Origin of the sequence: Amycolatopsis thermoflava N1165 (assembly GCF_000473265.1) — a bacterium.
Lineage (GTDB): Bacteria > Actinomycetota > Actinomycetes > Mycobacteriales > Pseudonocardiaceae > Amycolatopsis_E > Amycolatopsis_E thermoflava.
Map to the genome: position 1 here is coordinate 1965900 of NZ_KI421511.1, position 19296 is coordinate 1985195.

Sequence of the window (19296 nt, forward strand, 5' to 3'; positions counted from 1 at the left end):
CCGGCGTGTGATGGCGACCACGGTAAGCCGATCAAGTGATCGAATCAAGTGTTCGTTGCACTTGATTTCATCCCGCCCGGAAGGTCGCCCGGCCTGCCTTGAGCACGGTGGCACCATCCGTGAGCGCCTGGAAACGGACCGCGTCGTCCTCGGGCACCGGTTCGGCTTCGACCTCGAGCGTCCCGCCCGGCAGGACCGGAGCCGAGAACCGCGCCTCGATCGAAGTCAGGTGCCACGGCTCGCGTTTCGCGGCAGCGGAGACCTCTCGGGCCACCAGACCCAGGGTGCAGAGCCCGTGCAGGATCGGTCCCGGCAGACCCGCCGCCCGGGCCGCCGCGGGATCGATGTGGATCAGATGCCGGTCACCGGTGAGCCGGTAGAGCGCGGCCTGCTGCGGCAGAATCGGCACCGCCGCCCGCCAGGCCGGCTCACCGAGGTCCCCGCCGGCCTGACGCGGACCAGGATCACCACCCCAGCCACCTTGTCCCGGCAGGAAGATCGAGTAGGTGGCCGTGAAGTAGTCGCACTCGGCGATCACGTCGACCACCGCCGAGCGGCCCTTGTCCCAGATGCCGCCGATGCGGCCGGAGATCGGAAACCGCCCCGAGGGCGGCAGGGCGCAATGGACGACGAGGGACTGCGCGCCGTGCAGGGCCGACTCGGGCCGGAACACGCCGAGTTCACCGGCCGCGTCGGCCACCCACAGCCCCAGCGTCAGACCGAAGGTCGGCAGCACCTTGAGGTCGCGTTCGAAGACCAGGTCGAGGTCGTGTTCGCGGGCACCCACCGCGAGCGCGTAGAGGATCGCGTCACGTTCCCCGTACTCCGCGACCCGCGTGCCTAGATCCGTGCCGGTGAACTGCGCCAGTGTCATCGGAAAGTCCTTTCCGGGGCGGCTCGCGAGGGTTGAACCGGTGTCCCCGCTGCGGTAGCTTACTTACTTGAGCAAGCGCTTGGTATAGAGAGGGAGACCGCGGATGGCACCGATTCGGGTGGGGATGGGCTACGAACTGGAGGTTCGCGGCCGCTCCCGGAAGGTCGAGCAGCGCGCCTTCGAAAACGTGCTCGAACAAGTCGTGCTGGCCGACGAACTCGGCTACAGCACGGCGTGGTTCGTCGAGCACCACTTCACGCGGGGGTTCTCCCATTCCTCCGCGCCGGACCTGGTGCTGGCCGCCCTGGCCCGGATGACCGAGCGGATCCGACTCGGCCTGGGCGTGGTGCTGCTGCCGTTCCAGCACCCGGTGCGCACCGCCGAGCGGGTCGCCACCCTGGACATCCTGTCCCGCGGCCGCGTCGAGTTCGGCACCGGCCGGGGAGCGTCCCCACTGGAGTACCAGTCGTTCCAGCGGCCGTTCGAGCAGTCCCGGCGGCTGTGGGAGGACAACCTCGACACCGTGCTGCGGATCTTCGAGGCCGACGGCGCCCCGGTGACCGCCGAGCACGAGTACTGGAGCGTGCCCGACGTGGGCGTGTACCCGCGGCCGGTGCAGGAACCGCATCCGCCGGTCTGGGTCGCGTCGACCTCGCTGGACGGGTACCTGCAGGCCGCCAAGCGCGGCTACAACCTGCTGGGTATGACAATGCTCAAGGGGCTCGACGACGTCGCCGAGGACATCGCCGCCTACCGCAAGGCTCTTTCGGACAACGGTTTCGACCCCGACTCCCGCCGGGTCGCGCTGATGATCCCGTGGCACGTGGCACCGACCCGCGAGGCGGCCTACGAGAACGCGGCCGACGCGATCATGTGGTACATGCGCCGCCAGGTGAACCTGGTCGCGCCGCCCGACTACTACGACGCGCGGCACGCCACGCACCGGGTGCTCGGGCAGGAGGCCGTGGGCCGCAGCGCCGAGGACGCGCTCGAGATCCTGCGCGACCACCACATGATCGTGTGCGACGACGTGGACGGCTCCCGAAAGGCGCTGCAGCGCCTCCACGAAGCCGGCGCCACCGACCTGATCTGCCAGTTCCAGGTCGGCGGACTGGCCCAGGAGCACGTGCTCGACACCATCAAGTTGTTCGCCTCCGAAGTGGCAGGGATGTAGGGACACATGACGACGAACCTGGCCGGCGCCGAGGCCGGCACGCTGACGTGGGGAACGCGGGCGGATCTCGCCGCCACCGTGCTCGACCCGTCGAAGGCGACCGGCCTGCTCGCGGGGACCCCCACCGCCGACATCGCGGTTCCCCTGGGGCCGGTCGCACGCAAGCACGCCCACCAGCTCACCAAGGCGACACTCGCCGATGCCGGTCTCGGCGCCGGGGACCGGGTCGTGGTCGCGCTCAACAGCGACGGCGACCTCGCCGGCGCCCGTGTCGCCGAGGCGGCCGCCGACATCGCCGAGTCCGCGATCTCGGTCGGTCCGAGGGGCCGCATGCGGCTGCTCGAAACCCTTCAGCGCACCCGGTCCGACGTCCTCGTGGCGACTCCCACCGGGGTCGCCGACCTGCTCGCGCGGCTGCACCTGGAGTTCCTGGTCGACCCGCTCGACCTGGAACTCCGGCTGATCCTGCTCACCGGCGAGATCACCGACGACAAGACCCGACGGCACCTCGCCCGCGAGTTCGGGGCCACCGTCGTCGAGCTCTACACCGATCCGGTCACCGGCATCCCGGTCGCCCACCGCGACGACGCCGGACGGCTCGTCCCCGCCGAGCCCGGTCTGCTCGCCCTCGCGGCGCTGGACGACAACACCCTGATCGACCCGCCAGTGCCCGGTACGCGCGCGGAAATCGTCGTCCGGCACACCTGGCACCCCGAACTGTCCACAGTGGCCATCCGGACCGGGCACGTGACCATCGCCGGTGAGGCCGGGGTGGTGCCCGCACCGCTGCACACGGTGGGCGAGTCGGTGCTGGTGCGCGGCCGCTGGCTGTCGCTCACCGCGGTCAGGAAGGCACTCGCCAAAATCGACGGCATCTCGCGGTGGCGGTTCGAGATCTCCCGGGACGGCACGCTCGACGCCGCCCTGCTGACGGTGAGCTTCAACCGGGACAGCCTCATCCGCAACGGCATGTGGAAGTCCCGGATCGAGCAGGCGCTCACCGCCCTGACCCCGGTGAAGATCGAGGTCGCTGTGGACGAGCAGGTCCAGGAGGAGCCGCTGCCGCCGGAGGTCGTGGACCACCGCGGGCACCACCTCGGAACCGACCGGTCGGCCCTCGCGCGGTAACGCGATGACGCCTGCTGACCTGGATGGCCGGGTCGCTGTCGTCACCGGCGCGGGGAGCGGGATCGGCCGGGCGACCGCGATCGCGCTCGCCGAGGCCGGCGCTGTGGTCGTGTGCACCGACCGCGACGGCGACGCCGCCCGGGACACCGCTGACAAAGCCGGAGCCGCAGCCAATGGCGTGCACCTCGACGTCACCGACCTGCCCGCGGTGCGGGCGCTGGTCGCCGACGTCACCGCACGGTACGGCCGTCTGGACGTCTACGCCAACGTCGCGGGCGCCGTCACCTCGCGCGGGCCGGTCGCCACGGTCACCGAAGACGAGTTCGACCGCGGCGTCGCGGTGAACCTCAAGAGCCTCGTGTTCGGCTGCCAGGCCGCGGCCTCGGCCATGGCGCGCGGCGGCTCGATCGTCAACGTCGGATCCGGCACCGTCGACGCGGCAGTCCCCGGTCTGGCGGCCTACAGCATCCCGAAGGCTGGCGTGCCGCAACTGACGCGGAGCCTCGCGCGCGAGCTGGGCCCAGCGGGGATCAGAGTGAACGCCGTCTCCCCCGGCTACATCCTCACCGCCATGACCGGCGCCCATTTCCGCGATGCCGACGACGCTCGGCGGGTCGTCGAGGAGCAATCGGCGGCCATCCCACTGGGCCGGCCCGGTGAGGCCGCCGAGGTCGCCTCGGTGGTGGTGTTCCTGGCCGGCGACGGCGCCTCGTACATCACCGGCCAGGTGATCCGCGTGAACGGAGGCAGCGTGATGCCGCTGTGACGCCCCTGCCGATCCCACCGGTTCCCGATCACTGCTTTCCCGGGCTGGCCGGGCAGACCTCGGTCGTCGGTGGGGCTGGTGGCGGCGTCGGGACCGCTGTGGTGGCCATGCTGGTGCGCTCCGGCGCGCGGGTGCTCGTTGCCGACAAGGCCGCCGACCGCCTCGCGCAACTGGAGGACCGATTCGCCGAGGTCACCGGTGTCAGGGCGGACATCACCACCGACGAGGGAATCGGCGACCTGGAGCGGGCGATCGCCGCCACCACCGTGCATTCGCTCGTCAACGTGGTCGGCGGCGTGACCCCGGACGACATCGGCCACTTCCTCGACCTGACGCCGGATCAGTGGCGGCACAGCCTCGGGCTCAATCTCGAGTACGCCGTGCGGACCTGCCAGATCGCCGCTCGCCGGATGGCGGTGGGGCGAGGGGGCGCACTGGTGAACCTGTCGGTCGCCGGCGCGCGGCGGGCCATGCCGTGGTTCTCGCCGTACGGCGCCGCCCGGAGTGCACTGGAGGCAGTGACGCGGACAATGGCCGTCGAACTCGGTCCATTCGGGATCCGCGCGAACAGCGTCGCCTGGGGACTCGTGGACAGCCCACGCGCCCACTCCGGCGCGGGTTCGGACGGCCGTCTGGAGCGCGACCTGATCCCGCTCGGCCGCCGGGGCGCGGTCGCGGAGGTGGCCGCCACGGTGATGTTCCTGCTCTCCGATCTGAGCAGCTACACCACCGGGCAGAACCTGGCCGTCGACGGCGGCCTGTCGTTGCGCGGAGCGACCGACGGTCCGCACGACAACATCCCCGCCTTCCTGGAGCACGAACCCACCCGCCGGAAGTTGCGTGACACGTTCGAGCGGACCACCGGGCGTCCCTAGACGGGCAGGATCCCCGGCTCGGCGATGTCGTGCCGCACCAGGACCTTGACGTGTCCGATCGCATGCGCGTCGGCGGGACGGAGGGCGGCGAAGACGTCCGCGACGGCTTCGAGCCCGGCGTAGCCGGTGACGACGGTCGCCGGATCGAACCGGCCCGCCACGATGTGCTCGAACATCACCTCGAAGGCCCGGTACCCGGTCTCCCCCTTTCCCGGCCCGCCGACGAACTCCAGCGACACGTTGGTCAGGATGCCGACCACCGGGCGGATCGGGTCGGGCACCATGCCGGCGCCGACGATCAGGATGCGGGTGAACTTCGGCACCGTCGCCATCAGACGGTCCAGCAGCCCGCGTGCTCCGGCGGCCTCGATCACGTGCAGCTGCGTGTCCGCACCCGCGTTCGCCTTCCACACCGCGACCGGGTCTTCCCGCAGCGGATCGACCACGAAGTGCGCGCCACACTCGGACGCGATCGCGCGCCGCACGGGCGAAGGGTCCGAGGCCACGATCGGGTACACCCCGCGGTGCGCCAGTTCTACGACGGCACCGAGCCCGACCGGGCCGCACCCGGTCACGATCGCACCGTCCGCCGCGGTAGTGCCAGCCCGCAGGACGGCGTTGACGCCCGTCGCCATCGGCTCGGTCACGGCCGCGTGCACCGGGGACACCGAGTCCGGGATCTCGAGGTGACCGTAGGCCTGGACGACCACCCGCTCGGCCAGTCCGCCCGGGTAGTCGGTGCAGTAGCCGACGGTGTGCGGAAGACCTTCCCGGTCCACCACCGCCGGCAGGACTACCAGCTTCTGGCCCGGCCGGTACCCGTTCACGCCGGTTCCGGTGCTCAGCACCTCGGCGGTGAACTCGTGGCCCAAGACCAGATCGCGGTCCGGGTCGAACATCTCACCGGGCACGTCCGCGTCGGCATGGGCACGGAGGAAATCGTCCGTGTGCTGCCAGGCCGACAGGTCGCTGCCGCAGATGCCGGTCGCGATCGGCCGCACCAGCAGCTGCCCCGGCCCGGGTTCGGGCTCGGGCACCTCCGCCACGACGAGTTCTCCCTTGCGCAGTACCGCTGCCCGCATCGGCTGTCCCTTCTCACGAGTGCTGGGGCCGGACGGCGGGCAGGCAGCCGACGCTCCACCCGCCGTCCGGAGTTTCACAGGTAGGCCTCGGCCGACCAGGTTTCCAGCTTGTGCTGGATCGCCTGCAGGGCGCGCAGTGCGGCGACCCCGTCGAACGCGCGGTGATCGAAGGTCAGGCCGAACCGCGCGACCGGGCGGATCGCGACGTACTCCTCGCCCTCGGGTGAGGTGACGGCCACCGGGGTGCGGACGATCGCCGGGATCCCGAGCGAGGCCACCTGCGGCTGGGTCAGGATCGGCGTGGCGGTGACCCCGCCCGCGCTGCCCGAGTTGCTGATCGTGATCGTGCCACCCGTCAGGTCGGCGGCGCTCACCTTCCGGTCACGAACGAGCCGCGTCAGGTCCGCCATGGCGTCCCCGAGCGCGGGTGCCGTGAGGCGCTCGGCGTCCCGGATCACCGGGACCAGCAGCCCCTGCGGCGCGTCGATGGCGACGCCCAGGTTCACCGGCCGCCAGCGCAGCAGGTGGTCCTCGGTGAAGGTGGCGTTCAGGTCCGGGTGCTCGGCCACCGTCGCGCACAACGCGCGCGCGATGAAGGGCAGGAAGCTCAGTTTCGCCTCGCCCCGGGCGAGCCTGCGCTCGTTCACCTGCGCGCGCACCCGCGTCACGGCGGACATGTCGACGTCCACCTGGGCGGTCAGCTGCGGCGCGGTGCTCACCGACTCCAGGAGGTTGCGGGCGATGGCGCGGCGTTGCGGCGTCAGCGGGACGGCCTCGTGGGCGACCTCCTCATAGCCCCGGGGCAGCTCCACTCCCCCGCTGCGGGCGGCCGCCGGGCGGGCCGGTTGCGGCGCCGGTGTGGCCGGCTGCGGCGCCGTTTCCGGTGCCGCCGTCGCGGCCTCGATGTCCTTGCGCGTCACCCGCCCGCCAGGGCCGGTGCCGTCGATCCGCGCGAGGTCCAGGCCGCGCTCCTTGGCCAGCTTCCGCACCAGCGGGGTAGCCGGTTTGCCGCGCCCGGCCGCTGGTGCGGCGAACGCGGGCAGGGGCAGCCATCCGGCCCGGAGGACCAGGGACGCGTCCTCGGGTGGCTCGGCGACGGCGAGCGGTGCCGGCTTCGCCTCCGTGGCGCCGGGGGCGTGCCCGTTGACCGACGGTTCCGGTCGCACTGGCGCGACCGGCTCCGGCTCCTGCGCGGGGGCCGGCGCCGGTGCGGGCGTGGCGGCCGGCGCTGGTGCGGACCCGCCGCGGATCGCCTCGGCGATCTCGTCGTCGGTGGCCTCCGGCGGCGCGAAGCGGGCGATCACGGCGCCGACGGGCACCTCATCGTTGATCTGGGCGACGTAGCCGACGAGTACGCCGGACACCGGTGACACCACTTCGGTGTCGACTTTGTCGGTCGACACCTCGCACAGCGGCTCGTCGGCCTCGACGCGGTCGCCGGGCGACCGCAGCCAGGAGGTCAGCACGGCCTGTTCCACCACGCCCATGTGCGGCAGGTGGACATCGATCAGGGTCGTCATGGGAGATCTCCGGATCAGGCGCGAGCGAGCCGTCGGGCCAGCTCGACGATGTCGGTGACGCTGGGGAAGCAGAGGTCTTCGAGGAAGCGGCTGGCCGGGATCGGCGCGTCGACCGCGCCCAGCCGGGCGACCGGCGCCTCCAGGGCGTAGAAGCAGTGCTCCTGGATCAGCGCGGCGATCTCCGCGCCGGGGCCGGCGGTCCGGGGCGCCTCGTGCACGATCATCGCGCGCCCGGTCTTCGTCACCGAGGCGAGGATCGTGTCCCGGTCGAGCGGGACCAGGGTGCGCAGGTCGATCACCTCCAGGTCGATCGACTCCGCCGACAGCGCCTGCGCCGCCTCGAGAACGCGCGGGACCATGCAGCCGTAGCTGATCACGCTGACCGTGGTTCCGGGGCGCGCGATCGCGGCCTGGCCCAGCGGGATCACCAGGTCCGGGTCGGAGGGCACCGGGCCGCGTTTGAAGTTGAGCTGCTTGCTCGGGTAGTACAGCACCGGGTTCGGATCCCGGATTGCGGCCTTGAGCAATCCCTTGGCGTCCGCGGGATTCGACGGCACGACCGCCTTGAGCCCCGGGAAGTGCATGGGCAGCATTTCCATCGAGCCGGAGTGCTCCGGACCCGCACCACCGCTGGGGCCAATCGGCATGATGATCACGGCGGGCAGTTCGAACTGGCCGCCGTGCATGTGCCGCCATTTGCCGAGCTTCTGGAAGATCTCGTCACCGGCGATCAGGCTGAAGTCGGCGAAGCCGAGCTGAACCACCGGGCGCATGCCGGTCATCGCCGCGCCGGCGGCGGCGCCGACCATGAAAGCCTCGGTGATGCCGGTGTTGCGGACGCGTTCCAGGCCGAACTCCTCGACCAGGCCGCGGCCGCCGCCGAAGAAGCCGCCCATCGCCACGTCCTGCCCCATCAGGAACACGGTCGGATCGCGCCGCATCTCCTCGGCCAGCGCCGCACCCTGGGCGGCGTCGTAGCTGATCACGGCGGTGTCAGGCACCGTTTCCACGCTCATGCGAACACGTCCTTCAAGATCACGGTGGGGTCGGGGTAGGGGGCCGCTTCGGCCTCCTCGAGCGCGGCGGCCACTTCGTCACGGGCCTCGGCCACGATCTTGTCGGCCAGATCGCCGTCCACGCGGGAGCGCATGATCTCCAGCGGATCCCGGTAATCCGCCAGGAAATCGGCGGGGCGGTACTGCTGGGCGTCGCCTTCCCAGTGGCCGCCCACGCGGGTCACTGTCGCTTCGATCAGCGTCGGCCCTTGCCCGGCCCGGGCCCGTTCCACGGCCTTCGCCACCGCGTCGTACACCGCGAGCGCGTCGTGGCCGTCGACGACCTCACCCGGAACGCCGTAGGCTGCGGCGCGTTCGGCGATCGTCTTGGTCGGGCTGACGTCCTCGAACCGGGTGGAGACCGAAATACCGTTGTTCTCGCAGAAGTAGATCAGCGGCAGGCGCCACACCGAAGCCTGCAGCAGCGTCTCGTGGAAGGTGCCGCGTGCTGAGGTGCCGTCGCCGAAGTCGGCGAGCGCCACCTGCGAGGTCCCCCGCATCTTCGCCGAGAGCGCGGCGCCGGCCGCGATGTGGAAGACGCTGCCCAGGGAGGCGCCCTCCCCCATGATGCCCAGCGACGCGTCGGCCCAGTGCGGAACGCCGGCGCCCTTGCCGCCGGTGGATCCGGTCGCCTTGCCGAGCAGGTCACCGATGATGGGGCCAAGCCCCATGCCCTTCGCCAGCGGCCAGGTCACGCCGCGCCCCTGGTAGAACAGGTAGTCGTCGCGTGCGAGCGCGGCGGCGGCGCCCGTCGCGGCCGCCTCCTGGCCCTTGCCCGGATGCCAGTACCCCGCGAAACCGTGGTCGCGGATGTGGACGGCCAGGGCGTCCTCCACCGCGCGGGCCCGCGCGATCGTGGTGAACAGCGCCACCGACAACTCGGTGCGGTCCACTGTGGTCATTGCCCCTCCTCGTGTGCTTTCCGCCGCGTTCCCGCGGCGAGGACCGCCACCACTGCCACCAGCGACAGCGCGGCGACCAGGATGAACGCGATGGTGTAGGACGATCCGGCGTAGATCGGCTGGCCGCCGGCGACGGCGACGACCTGCAGCGCCAGGACGATGAAGATGATCTGCACTCCGGCGCTGGATCCCAGGCTTTGCAACAGGCTCACCACACCGGCGGTCACCCCCTGCTGGTCCGGCGGGACCGCGGCGATCACCAGGTTCGGCACCGCGCCCATCGCAAGTCCGCTGCCGGCGCCGCTGATCAGGTACCCGGTCACGACCTGCCACGGTTCGCCGTGGAGGAACGCGAGCGCGACCGAGCCGACGGCCATGAGGGTCGCCCCGAGCACCAGCAGTCGGTGCGGGCCCAGCTTGCGGGCCAGCGCACCGATGGCGAAGCCGCCGAGCATGGTCGCCACTCCCGCCGGTACGAGGTACAGCGGCACGTCGCTCGCCGTCGCGTCGAACCCGTAACTGCCTGCCAGCGCCCTCGGCGTCTGCACCATCAGCGGGATCAGTACGGCCGCGGCCGTGACGGCCGTCATCACGGCCGCACCCGCGACCATCACCGTCCACACCGGACGGGCGCGGACCACCCGCAGGTCGACCAGCGGCTCATCGCCGCGCCGCTGGTGCCACCACCACAGCACGCCCGCGAGCACGCCGCCGAGCAGGGGCAGCAGGGCCGCGAGGGACCCCCAGCCGTGCTCCGGGCCGAAGGTCAGGCCGAGCAGCAGCAACGCCACGGCTCCGCCGAGCAGCACCCCGCCCAGCACGTCGAGGCGAGCCGGCAGCCGCAGGGGCGACTCCGGCACGAGGACCAGCAGGGCCACGAGCGCGAGCGCCCCGAGGCCCGCCAGGAACCAGAACACACCCCGGAACCCGAAGTGGTCGATCAGGAAGCCGGACAGGAACGGGCCCGCCACGGTCACCAGCCCGATACCGGTGGTCGAGATGCTCGCACCCAGCGCGAGCATGCGGCCGGGCATGACGTCGCGCATCAGCGAGTAGGTCAGCGGGCCGGCGGCGATCATCAGGCCCTGCAGGGCGCGACCGGCGAGGACGACGCCGAAGGTCGGCGCGAGGGCCACGACGATCGAGCCGACGATCATGGCCGCCGTCAGCCACACCATGACCTTCTTCTTGCCCCTGATGTCGGCCGACTTGCCCGCCAGCGGGACCGCGATGGCGCCCACCAGGCTGAGGATCGTGACGACCCAGCCGATCTGGGCCGTCTGGAACACGGCCGACATCTCGGTCAGCGCCGGCGTGACCAGCTGGAAGGACAGGGCCACGACCTCGGTCACGAACACGAGGACCGTGAGGACCGCGATCGCACGGCCGAGCCCGAGCTCGGCGGCGCGCACTGGGGCCTCGGGCGGCTGCACTGCCGTCAAGGATTCACCTCCGCTTCGTTGCGGAACCACCGGGAGGTGGCCTCGCTCACGGGCAGCCTATTCCGATCAACTGATCGAATCAAGTGTTCGGTTCACTTGCTCGGTAGACTGACCTGAATCCGGCACGAGGAGGACCGATGGCCCGGCGGAGTGGACCGCGCGACGGTGAGGCGACGCGCGCGGCGCTGGTCGACGCGGCGGCGAAACTGTTCGCCGAGCAAGGCGTGGACGGGGTATCGATCCGAGCCGTGAACACCGAGGCCGGGCTCGCGCCCGCGGCCGTGCACTACCACTTCGGCAGCAAGGACGCCCTGCTCAACGCCGTGCTCCTGCGGGACGGCGAGCCGGTGCGCGAGCGGATCCACGGCCTCGCCGAGGAGCTGGCGGCGCGGGAGACGGTCCCGACCGCGCGAGATCTGGTCGGGCTGCTCACCATCCCCTACCGGGAGCTGATCGAACGCGACCCCGAGCGAGCGGCGCGGTGGCTGGCGATCTGCGGGCAGCTGAGCCTCGCCCACGACGAACGCCTGCTCGGCACCGCACCCGCCACGAACAAGCTCCTGCACGAGCTCGTGTCCCGGGCTTACCCGGACGTGCCCGCCGACGAGCAGGAGCTGAACTGGAGCATCGCGGCCAACACGTTGATCCAGATGACGGCGCGATGGTCGTGGGCCATGGGCGGCGTCCCGTCGCAGGAGACCGAGCGCCAGCTGACGGCGCTGGCGGAGTTCGTGGCCGGCGGGCTGGACCACGCCATGGCTGTCGCCGCGGCGCGGTCCAGCGCCTGAACAGTCAGTCCGCCGGGCGGTGGCGGGCGAGCTCGCGCCGGGCCACCACCATGCGGTGCACTTCGTCCGGGCCGTCGATGAACCGCATCGTCCGCGCCTGGACCCACAGCTCGGCCAGCGGCGTGTCCTGCGACAGACCCGCGGCGCCATGCACCTGGATCGCCTTGTCCAGCACCCATTCCGTCATCGCGGGCGCGGCGACCTTGATCGCCGAGATGTCGGTGCGCGCGGCACGCGCGCCTTCCCGGTCGATGAGGGAGGCGGCACGCAACACGAGCAGCCGGACCTGGTCGATGCGCACCCGCGCTTCGGCGATCCATTCCTGGATCACCCCTTGGTCGGCGAGCCCCGTGCCGAAGGTCTGCCGTTCGAGCGCCCGCCGGCACAGCAATTCGAGCCCGCGCTCGGCCATCCCCACCATGCGCATGCAGTGGTGAATCCGCCCCGGCCCGAGGCGGGCCTGGGCTAGTGCGGTGCCCGCACCCTCCTCGCCGAGCAGGGCAGTCCGCGGCACCCGGGCGCCGTCGAACTCGACCTCACCGTGTCCGCCGCTCGCGCTGTGGGTGTAACCGAACATCCGCAGCCCGCGCACCTTCCGCACCCCGGGGGTGTCCGCCGGCACGAGGACGATGCTGTAGCGCGACTTCGGCGGCGCGGCAGGATCGGACACCCCCATCACGACGAGCAGCTCGCACTCATCGGCCAGCAGCCCGGTCGACCACCACTTGCGGCCTCGCAGGACGTACTCGTCGCCGTCCCGTTCGATCGTGGTCGTGAGGTTCCCCGGATCGGACGAGGACACCCCGGGTTCGGTCATGCAGTACGCCGACCGGATGGCGCCGGCCAGCAGCGGGTGCAGCCAGCGCTGCTTCTGCTCGTCGGTGCCGAACAGGGCGAGCAGCTCCATGTTGCCGGTGTCCGGGGGCGCGCAGTTGAGCGCTTCCGGCGCGATCGCGGGACTGCGCCCGGTGATCTCCGCCAGGGGCGCGTACTGGACGTTCGTCAGCCCCGCACCGTGCTCGGGATCGGGCAGGAACAGGTTCCACAGACCACGCCGCTGCGCCTCGGCCTTCAGGTGAGCCATCACGGCAGGCCGCCGGTTGCCCGCGGCCACCTCGTCCGCGAACTGGTCCTCGACCGGGTAGATCTCCTCGTCCATGAAGTCGAGCAGTTCCCGCCGCAGCTTCTCGGTGCGCTCGTCGAAGGTGAAATCCACTGCCCCTCCTCAGACCAGGTCCAGGCCGCGCGACACGAGCGGCTCGACCATGTCGCCGATGCTGGCGAACCCCTCGCCGACGGTGAGCCCCTGAGCATGGCGGTAGTGGATGCCCTCGAGGATCACCGCGAGCTTGAAACACGCGAAGGCCTGGTACCAGGCGAAGTCGTCGAGACGCAGGTCGGAGCGGCGCCGGTACCGCTGGGCGAGCTCACCCCAGGACGGGTAGCCCTCGTGCGTCCCGGCGGTGCCCGCGATCGGGTTGTCGATCCCCCGCCAGCCTTCCCAGAACAACCACACCAGGCCGAGATCGGTCAGCGGATCGCCGAGCGTGGACATTTCCCAGTCCAGGACGGCGCGCAGCTCCGGGGCGCCGGACAGGTCGAAGATCATGTTGTCGAGCCGGAAGTCACCGTGGACGACCGCGCCCCGCTGGTCCGCGGGCACCGCGTTCGCGAGCCGGGTCGCCAGCTCGTCCAGTCCGGGCAGGTCGCGAGACCGCGAGCCCGCCAGCTGTTTCGACCAGCGCGCCACCTGCCTGCCCGCGAAACCGGCCGGGCGACCGAAGTCGCCGAGCCCCACCGCTCCGGGATCGACCGCGTGCAGCGCCGCCAGAGCGTCCACGTAGGCCTCCCCCAGCGCGCGACGCCGGGCGACCGGAACTGCCGCGAGGTCGGCATCGGTCCGCAGCACCGTGCCCGGGACGCGGGCCATCACGTAGAAGGATGGATCCGCAGAGGTGACCACCACCCGCGGCACCGGGAACCCAGCCCTGCCGAGGGCTCGCTGTACGCGTGCCTCACGGTCCATGTCGTGGGCGGTCGCCAACACGTGACCAAGCGGCGGGCGGCGCAAGACCCACTCGGAGGCGCCGTCGGTGAGCACGAAGGTCAGGTTGCTGCGACCACCGGACAGCAGGTCCGCGCGGAGCGGGCCGGCCGGTTCGATGCCCGCCTCCCGGAACAGGCGGCTCACCAGCCCGAGGTCGATCGCCTCGGCGTGGTCCTGGAGGGGCTGGCTTGCCATGCGGATTCTCCTCGTCGAGACGCTTGTCCGATCAGTTGTTCAAATCATCTGATCGGATAGCGGCCTCGTCAAGCGGCCGCCTGGCACGTCACAGCTCACGACCCGGACACCAGGGCTTCCAGCACTGCCAGGACGGGCCCCGGATCGGCGCCGAGGACAACCGTCCGGTACATCGCGGCTCCCACGAGCAGATGCGTGAGGGCCTCCACGTCGTCCGGAACTCGTTCACCCCGCCCCCGCGCCCGCCGCGCGACCTCGCCGAGCGCATCGCGTGTCGCCGCGTCCACCCGCGCCGCGAACCGCTCCCGGAGATCCCCGTCTCCCCGGGAATCCGCGATCAGGCCGCCGATCACCGCGGCGACCTCCGGCCTGCCGAAGTCGTCGGCGAACGCGGCGAAGACCGCTGCCAGATCGCCGCCCAGACTGCCCGTGTCGGGCACGACGAGATCGGGCGCTCCCGAGAACACGACGTCGAACACGAGTTCCGCCTTCGACGTCCACCGGCGGTAGAGCGAGTTCCGGCTGACGCCGGCACGCGTGGCGAGCGCGTCGAAGGTCAGCCTGCCGTACCCACCCTCACGCAGCAGTGCCAGTGCGGCGTGGCGGATGCGCTCGTCGACCTCGGGGCTGACCGGACGCCCGCGCCTGCGGCGACCTTCATCGCTTGACACGGCTCCAGCATATACGGAACATTCTGCTCACTAATTCGCGACGACGCGAGGAGCCCCCATGGATCACCGAGTGCTCGGCCACGCCCTCACGATGATCGACCGGCCCACGCCGGAGAAGGCGATGGAACTGGACCGCATCCTCCGGGACGCACAGTCCGAAAAGGATCACGAACGGATCGAAAACATGTGGCGCGGCAGTGAGTACGCCGCCGAAGCGCTGCGCTCGCGCTACCAGCCGAAGCCGTGTGACATCACCGGACTCGCCCGCATGCCCGAAGACACCCTGGGTGGCGCCTACGGCAGGCACATGACCAGACACGGTCTCCGGCAGGACTTCTACCCGGAGGTTCCCCCGTCCGACGACACGCTCTACCTCCGGCAGCGGATCTACCAGACGCACGACATCATGCACACCCTGCTCGGCTACTCCACGAGCGTCGCCGACGAAACCGGGATCACCGGCTTCTACCTGGGCCAGCAGGACCGCTACCTGCCGGCGGAGGGAGGCCTGGCGATGATCCACAGTGTGATCCAGGAATCGACCGTGCTCCTGCACCACGTGCTGGCCGACCCCGAGCAGGCGCGGCGACACCTGCACGAGCTCGCCACCGGATTCGCGCGCGGGCGTGCCGCCAAGCCGTTCCTGTCCTTCGCGCTGGAAGAGATGTGGGAGCGTCCCATCGCCGACGTCCGCGCCGACCTCGGCATCACCCCGCGGACCATGGAGGTCTGACGTGGCAGCGCTCCTGACCCCGGCGGCAGTCGAGTCCGCGCTCGCCCACCTGCCCGGGTGGATCGCCGACAGCACCGGCCTGGAACGCACGATGTCGTTCGGCACGTTCCCGCTCGCGATCGAGGCGGTCAACCGGGCGGCGGAAGTGGCCGAGAGGATGAACCACCACCCCGACATCGACATCCGCTGGCGCACCGTCCGGTTCCGCCTCACCACCCACACCACCGGTGGCATCACCACGCAGGACGTCGAGCTGGCCGAAGCGCTGCAGATCCTCCTCGACGGCGCCTGATCCGGCGTCTCCGGCTTTGACAGCGGGGCCCGCGGTGCGCCACAATCCAAGCAAGCGCTTGGTTGGAGGACAGCATGGCAACCGAACCGGCCGTCGTCGCCCTTCCCGGGCGCCGCGGATTCGACACCGTCCAGGCCGCCCTGGACGCCCTCGCCCGCGGCGGCATCGTGCTCGTGGTCGACGACGAGGACCGCGAGAACGAGGGTGATCTGGTGATGGCGGCCGAGTTCGCCGACGCGCGGTCGCTGGCGTTCTTCGTCCGCCACACCTCCGGGTTTCTCTGTGTGGCCATGCCCGCCGACCGCGCCGACCGGCTGGACCTCCCCCCGATGGTCCCGCCGGCCGCGAACGCCGACTCGCACGGGACGGCGTTCGCGGTGGCGTGCGACGCCGCCGAGGGTGTCGGCACCGGGATCTCGGCCGCGGACCGGGCGCGCACCGCCCGGATGCTCGCCGCGGAGACGACCCGTCCCGCCGACCTCAGGCGCCCCGGGCACGTGATGCCGCTGCGCGCCCGGCCCGGCGGTGTCCTCGAACGGCCGGGGCACACCGAAGCGACGGTCGACCTGTGCCGCCTCGCCGGGCTGTCCCCCGTCGGCGTGCTGTGCGAACTGGTGTCGGCGGATGGATCGATGGCCCGCAGGCCCGAACTGCTGGCCTTCGCGCGCGAGCACGACCTGCCGATCATCACTATCCGGCAGCTGATCGCCCACCGGCGACGCCACGGGATGGCGGCCGTGGCCGTCACCACGATGCCCACGGCGGAGGGCACCTTCACGGCGCACGCCTACCGCGGCGTGGACGGCGCCGAGCACCTCGCACTGGTGATGGGCGAACCGGACAAGGCGCCGGCGCCGCTGGTCCGGGTGCACAGCGAATGCCTCACCGGCGACGTCTTCGGCTCCCAGCGCTGCGACTGCGGCGCGCAGCTGCGGCACTCGCTCCGGTCCGTCGCACGGGAAGGCACCGGCGTCGTGGTCTACCTGGGCGGCCACGAGGGCCGCGGCATCGGCCTCACGGCGAAGATGGCCGCGTACGCGCTGCAGGAACGCGGGTACGACACCGTCGACGCCAACCACGAGCTAGGCCTGCCCGCCGACCTCCGGGACTACACCGAGGCCGCCGCGATCCTCCACGATCTGGGCGCGGGACGGGTGCGGCTGATGACCAACAACCCGGCCAAGTGCGCCGCGCTGGAGTCCGGTGGCATCGGGATCGCCGAACGGGTGCCGATGCCGGCCGCCGTCACGCCGGACAACATCGGCTACCTGCTCACCAAGAACGTCCGGATGGGGCACCGGATCGCCGGGATCAGCGAGACGCGCGCGTACGGAACGGCCGGCGGCTGACGCCTCACCCGAGCCCGCTCCCCACGGTCATGGGGATCCGCTCGGCACCGCTCATCGCCGACAGCCCGGCGGGCACGGCCGGTTCCCCGGCCGGGGCGAGGCCCGGGAACCGGTCGAGGAACAACCGCAGGGCCTCGCTCATCTCGGTCCGGGCGAGCAGGTGCCCGAGGCACATGTGCCCGCCGACCCCGAACGTCAGGTGCCTCCCCGCGTCCACCCGGCGCAGGTCGAACCGGTCCGGGTCGGCGAACATCGCCGGGTCCCGGTTGGCCGCGAAGGTGTTGAGGATCAGCGCCGTGCCTGCCGGGATCGTCAGGCCGGCGTACTCGACGTCCTCGACCGCCTGCCGCAGCAGCACGTGCAGGGACGGTTCCAGCCGCATCGACTCCTCGACGGCCGCCGGGATCGCCTCCGGCGCCGCCCGCAGGCGCGACCACAGCCCGTGTTCCACCAGCAGTTGTATGGCCGACCCGAACTGGTACCGGGTCGTGTCGTGGCCGGCGAAGAGCAGGTTCAACAACGCCCCGCACAGTTCGTCCGGGGTCAGGGTGCCGGTTTCCCGCTGCGCGGCGATCACCGTGCTCACGAAATCGTCGCCGGGTTCCGCCCGTCGCCGTTCGATCAGCTCGCCCAGGTACTCGCGCAGGCCGCGGATCGCGGCGTCGATTCGCGCCATGTGCGGCTGGAGCGGGAACTTGGCCAGCAGCCCGAGGTCGACCGTCCAGCCGCGGAAGCGGGCGATGTCCGCCTCGGGCACGCCCATCAGCGCGCACAGCACCTCGATGGGGTAGATGTCGGTGAAATCGCCGACGAGGTCGAAGGGATCGCGATCGGTCAGCCGGTCGAGGAGACGGGCCGCGATGTCGCGCATCCGGGGACGCAGCCCCTCGATGCGCGGTCGCGTGAAGCCGTACTGCAAGGCCTTGCGGATCCGCGCGTGCCGGGGCTCCTCGATCATGGGCAGGGACGCCTGCGTGGCGTACCACATGATCTCCCCGGACGCGCCGAGGTCCCGGTAGTAGGACGGCCCCACGCTGTCCAGCCGGCGATCCACGCTCAGCTCGCGGCACGCGGCGTAGGTGATCACCTCGTACCCGCGCACCGTCCGCACGATCCACGACTCGTCCCGTGCGGCGGCGAAAGCAGCGGAGGGATCGCGCCGGCACTCGTCTCCCAGGAGGTCGAAGTCCGGCACGCTCGGGCCCACCGTCACGACTCCAGCGACCGGGAGGCGTCGTAACGTTGCTGCGCCCGCTGGTTGGCCGCGGTGAGCGCCTTCTGGAACTCGCCTTCCGACCCGGAGAACGCCCGCCAGTTCTCCACCCTGCGGGTGGCCGAATCCTGGAAGTGCGGCGCCACCTCGCGCGCGAACAGCTCGTAGGAGTCGAGCGTGTCCCGCGGACTCGCCCAGTCGAGCACCCGGATCAGGTGCGTGCCGTACCCACCGGAGATCTCCTGCATGTACTCGATGTGCTCGATGACGTCCTCCGGCGAACCCACCACGCCCAGCTGCGAGGCGCGGAAGACGTCCAGCCAGGGCGCGTCTTCCGGCAGGCCCGATGTCTCGTACACGGCCTTGAGGAAGCTCGCGTCACGCAGCGCGTAGCGCGCCGCATGGTCGATGCCGTAGGCGACCTGCCGTTCGGCCTCCTCCCGCGTCGGCGCGACATGCACGCAGCTGACCAGACGCCAGTCGGCGCGGTCGGGTTCGCCGAAACCGTGTCGAGCAAGTTGTTCGGAGTACATCTCCCAGTGCTTGGCCAGCACCTTGCTGCCCGCCGGACTGGCGGCCGCCAGCGCCAGCATCGGCAGCCCGAACCGGCCGGCCAGGTTCGCCCCGGCCGGGGACACCACAGCGGTGACGGCGATCGGCGGATGCGGTCGCGTATAGGGCAGCATCTGCAGCTGCGCCCGCCGCAGTTCGAACCAGTCGGTCTTGCGGTCGATCACCCCGTCCTCGGTGAACAGGGCGAGGATCGCCTCCAGCGACTCCTCCATCCGCTCCCGCAGCTGCGTGTACTCCAGACCCATCATCGCCGCGTCCGACGGCAGCGCCCCGGGCCCGACCCCGACGATCAGCCGGCCGCGCGTGAGGTGGTCGAGCATCGTGATGCGCTCGGCGACCATCAGCGGGTGGTGGTAGGGCAGCGAGATCACGCCGGTGGCGAGCTTGATGTCACGCGTCCGCTGGGCCGCGGCCGCAATGAACAGCTCGGGGCTCGAGATGATCTCCCAGCCGCTGGAGTGGTGCTCACCGATGAACGCCTCGTCGAATCCGAGGCGGTCCAGATGCTCGACGAACTGCAGGTCGCGCTCGAGGTCCCAGGTCGGGTTGTTCCCGGGTTTGTGCTCCGGCCCGAGGAAGACACCGAACCGCATCCGGCTCGACACACTGCTGGTCAT

At 71.3% G+C, this 19296-nt stretch carries 19 protein-coding genes; 8 read left to right on the forward strand and 11 right to left on the reverse strand.

The features are described from left to right. Positions 1-67 precede the first annotated feature (67 nt). Positions 68-874 (reverse strand): MaoC/PaaZ C-terminal domain-containing protein, encoded by an 807-nt coding sequence (locus tag AMYTH_RS0109830; protein WP_027930170.1) that lies wholly within the window; start codon positions 872-874, stop codon positions 68-70. Between the two features lie 103 nt (positions 875-977). Between AMYTH_RS0109830 and AMYTH_RS0109835 the strand changes: the two genes are divergently transcribed. Genes AMYTH_RS0109835 through AMYTH_RS44490 form a run of 4 tightly spaced genes read left to right on the forward strand, consistent with a single transcriptional unit; the run spans position 978 to position 4817 of the window. After that, on the forward strand, positions 978-2048 hold the full coding sequence (locus AMYTH_RS0109835; protein WP_027930171.1) for an LLM class flavin-dependent oxidoreductase: 1071 nt from the start codon (positions 978-980) through the stop codon (positions 2046-2048). Between the two features lie 6 nt (positions 2049-2054). Next, positions 2055-3176: a hypothetical protein gene (locus tag AMYTH_RS0109840; RefSeq protein WP_037322464.1), complete on the forward strand. Its 1122-nt coding sequence runs from the start codon at positions 2055-2057 to the stop codon at positions 3174-3176. Between the two features lie 4 nt (positions 3177-3180). Then, positions 3181-3942 (forward strand): SDR family NAD(P)-dependent oxidoreductase, encoded by a 762-nt coding sequence (locus AMYTH_RS0109845; RefSeq protein ID WP_027930173.1) that lies wholly within the window; start codon positions 3181-3183, stop codon positions 3940-3942. Further along, positions 3939-4817 carry an SDR family NAD(P)-dependent oxidoreductase gene (locus tag AMYTH_RS44490; protein ID WP_157360571.1) on the forward strand — a complete coding sequence of 293 codons (879 nt, stop codon included), beginning with the start codon at positions 3939-3941 and terminating at the stop codon, positions 4815-4817. The genes AMYTH_RS0109845 and AMYTH_RS44490 overlap by 4 nt, the downstream gene beginning before the upstream one ends. Here AMYTH_RS44490 and AMYTH_RS0109855 read toward each other — a convergent pair. The 5 genes from AMYTH_RS0109855 to AMYTH_RS44495 all read right to left on the reverse strand — a co-directional run bounded on the left by AMYTH_RS0109855 (position 4814) and on the right by AMYTH_RS44495 (position 10809). Next, entirely contained in the window at positions 4814-5899 is a 1086-nt protein-coding gene (locus AMYTH_RS0109855) for an alcohol dehydrogenase catalytic domain-containing protein (RefSeq protein WP_027930174.1), read from the reverse strand. The two genes, AMYTH_RS44490 and AMYTH_RS0109855, sit on opposite strands and share 4 nt — an antisense overlap. 74 nt (positions 5900-5973) lie before the next feature. Then, positions 5974-7419, reverse strand: a complete 1446-nt coding sequence (locus tag AMYTH_RS0109860; protein ID WP_027930175.1) for a dihydrolipoamide acetyltransferase family protein — start codon at positions 7417-7419, stop codon at positions 5974-5976. 14 nt (positions 7420-7433) lie between these two features. Then, positions 7434-8435 (reverse strand): alpha-ketoacid dehydrogenase subunit beta, encoded by a 1002-nt coding sequence (locus tag AMYTH_RS0109865; RefSeq protein ID WP_037322467.1) that lies wholly within the window; start codon positions 8433-8435, stop codon positions 7434-7436. Then, positions 8432-9376, reverse strand: a complete 945-nt coding sequence (locus AMYTH_RS0109870) for a thiamine pyrophosphate-dependent dehydrogenase E1 component subunit alpha (RefSeq protein ID WP_027930177.1) — start codon at positions 9374-9376, stop codon at positions 8432-8434. Before AMYTH_RS0109870 ends, AMYTH_RS0109865 begins: the two co-directional genes overlap by 4 nt. After that, the gene (locus tag AMYTH_RS44495; RefSeq protein WP_228685268.1) at positions 9373-10809 is read right to left on the reverse strand and encodes an MFS transporter; all 1437 of its coding nucleotides are present in this window, start codon (positions 10807-10809) and stop codon (positions 9373-9375) included. The genes AMYTH_RS0109870 and AMYTH_RS44495 overlap by 4 nt, the downstream gene beginning before the upstream one ends. Before the next feature lie 146 nt (positions 10810-10955). On the opposite strand from AMYTH_RS44495, the gene AMYTH_RS46980 reads away from it, so the two are divergent. Beyond that, the gene (locus AMYTH_RS46980; RefSeq protein WP_051362622.1) at positions 10956-11606 is read left to right on the forward strand and encodes a TetR/AcrR family transcriptional regulator; all 651 of its coding nucleotides are present in this window, start codon (positions 10956-10958) and stop codon (positions 11604-11606) included. Positions 11607-11610: 4 nt separating this feature from the next. Here AMYTH_RS46980 and AMYTH_RS0109885 read toward each other — a convergent pair whose 3' ends face one another. The 3 genes from AMYTH_RS0109885 to AMYTH_RS44510 all read right to left on the reverse strand — a co-directional run bounded on the left by AMYTH_RS0109885 (position 11611) and on the right by AMYTH_RS44510 (position 14519). After that, positions 11611-12822, reverse strand: a complete 1212-nt coding sequence (locus tag AMYTH_RS0109885) for an acyl-CoA dehydrogenase family protein (RefSeq protein ID WP_027930178.1) — start codon at positions 12820-12822, stop codon at positions 11611-11613. A 9-nt stretch (positions 12823-12831) separates the two neighbouring features. Further along, complete coding sequence (locus AMYTH_RS44505) at positions 12832-13848, reverse strand: phosphotransferase family protein (protein ID WP_084022556.1); 1017 nt, start codon at positions 13846-13848, stop codon at positions 12832-12834. 95 nt (positions 13849-13943) lie between these two features. Beyond that, positions 13944-14519 carry a TetR/AcrR family transcriptional regulator gene (locus AMYTH_RS44510; protein WP_051362623.1) on the reverse strand — a complete coding sequence of 192 codons (576 nt, stop codon included), beginning with the start codon at positions 14517-14519 and terminating at the stop codon, positions 13944-13946. Between the two features lie 58 nt (positions 14520-14577). Between AMYTH_RS44510 and AMYTH_RS0109900 the strand changes: the two genes are divergently transcribed. The 3 genes from AMYTH_RS0109900 to AMYTH_RS0109910 all read left to right on the forward strand — a co-directional run bounded on the left by AMYTH_RS0109900 (position 14578) and on the right by AMYTH_RS0109910 (position 16893). Further along, positions 14578-15252, forward strand: a complete 675-nt coding sequence (locus AMYTH_RS0109900) for a Coq4 family protein (protein WP_027930179.1) — start codon at positions 14578-14580, stop codon at positions 15250-15252. 1 nt (position 15253) lies between these two features. Continuing rightward, positions 15254-15544, forward strand: a complete 291-nt coding sequence (locus AMYTH_RS0109905; RefSeq protein WP_027930180.1) for a 4a-hydroxytetrahydrobiopterin dehydratase — start codon at positions 15254-15256, stop codon at positions 15542-15544. A 74-nt stretch (positions 15545-15618) separates the two neighbouring features. Beyond that, a complete protein-coding gene (locus tag AMYTH_RS0109910) occupies positions 15619-16893 on the forward strand; it encodes a bifunctional 3,4-dihydroxy-2-butanone-4-phosphate synthase/GTP cyclohydrolase II (protein ID WP_051362624.1) in 1275 nt (424 codons plus the stop codon). 4 nt (positions 16894-16897) lie between these two features. On the opposite strand, the gene AMYTH_RS44515 is transcribed toward AMYTH_RS0109910, so the two are convergent. Both AMYTH_RS44515 and AMYTH_RS44520 read right to left on the reverse strand, forming a co-directional pair. After that, the gene (locus AMYTH_RS44515) at positions 16898-18106 is read right to left on the reverse strand and encodes a cytochrome P450 (RefSeq protein WP_157360572.1); all 1209 of its coding nucleotides are present in this window, start codon (positions 18104-18106) and stop codon (positions 16898-16900) included. Next, a complete protein-coding gene (locus AMYTH_RS44520; RefSeq protein WP_051362626.1) occupies positions 18103-19296 on the reverse strand; it encodes an LLM class flavin-dependent oxidoreductase in 1194 nt (397 codons plus the stop codon). Before AMYTH_RS44520 ends, AMYTH_RS44515 begins: the two co-directional genes overlap by 4 nt.

Excerpts from the sequence above, each read along its gene's own strand:
- AMYTH_RS0109870 (WP_027930177.1), bottom strand. The coding sequence starts at position 9,376 with ATGACCACAGTGGACCGCACCGAGTTGTCGGTGGCGCTGTTCACCACG.
- AMYTH_RS0109900 (WP_027930179.1), top strand. The coding sequence starts at position 14,578 with ATGGATCACCGAGTGCTCGGCCACGCCCTCACGATGATCGACCGGCCC.
- AMYTH_RS0109865 (WP_037322467.1), bottom strand. The coding sequence starts at position 8,435 with ATGAGCGTGGAAACGGTGCCTGACACCGCCGTGATCAGCTACGACGCC.
- AMYTH_RS46980 (WP_051362622.1), top strand. The coding sequence starts at position 10,956 with ATGGCCCGGCGGAGTGGACCGCGCGACGGTGAGGCGACGCGCGCGGCG.
- AMYTH_RS0109830 (WP_027930170.1), bottom strand. The coding sequence starts at position 874 with ATGACACTGGCGCAGTTCACCGGCACGGATCTAGGCACGCGGGTCGCG.
- AMYTH_RS44520 (WP_051362626.1), bottom strand. The coding sequence starts at position 19,296 with ATGACCAGCAGTGTGTCGAGCCGGATGCGGTTCGGTGTCTTCCTCGGG.
- AMYTH_RS0109855 (WP_027930174.1), bottom strand. The coding sequence starts at position 5,899 with ATGCGGGCAGCGGTACTGCGCAAGGGAGAACTCGTCGTGGCGGAGGTG.
- AMYTH_RS0109840 (WP_037322464.1), top strand. The coding sequence starts at position 2,055 with ATGACGACGAACCTGGCCGGCGCCGAGGCCGGCACGCTGACGTGGGGA.
- AMYTH_RS0109860 (WP_027930175.1), bottom strand. The coding sequence starts at position 7,419 with ATGACGACCCTGATCGATGTCCACCTGCCGCACATGGGCGTGGTGGAA.
- AMYTH_RS0109835 (WP_027930171.1), top strand. The coding sequence starts at position 978 with ATGGCACCGATTCGGGTGGGGATGGGCTACGAACTGGAGGTTCGCGGC.
- AMYTH_RS0109910 (WP_051362624.1), top strand. The coding sequence starts at position 15,619 with ATGGCAACCGAACCGGCCGTCGTCGCCCTTCCCGGGCGCCGCGGATTC.
- AMYTH_RS0109845 (WP_027930173.1), top strand. The coding sequence starts at position 3,181 with ATGACGCCTGCTGACCTGGATGGCCGGGTCGCTGTCGTCACCGGCGCG.
- AMYTH_RS44505 (WP_084022556.1), bottom strand. The coding sequence starts at position 13,848 with ATGGCAAGCCAGCCCCTCCAGGACCACGCCGAGGCGATCGACCTCGGG.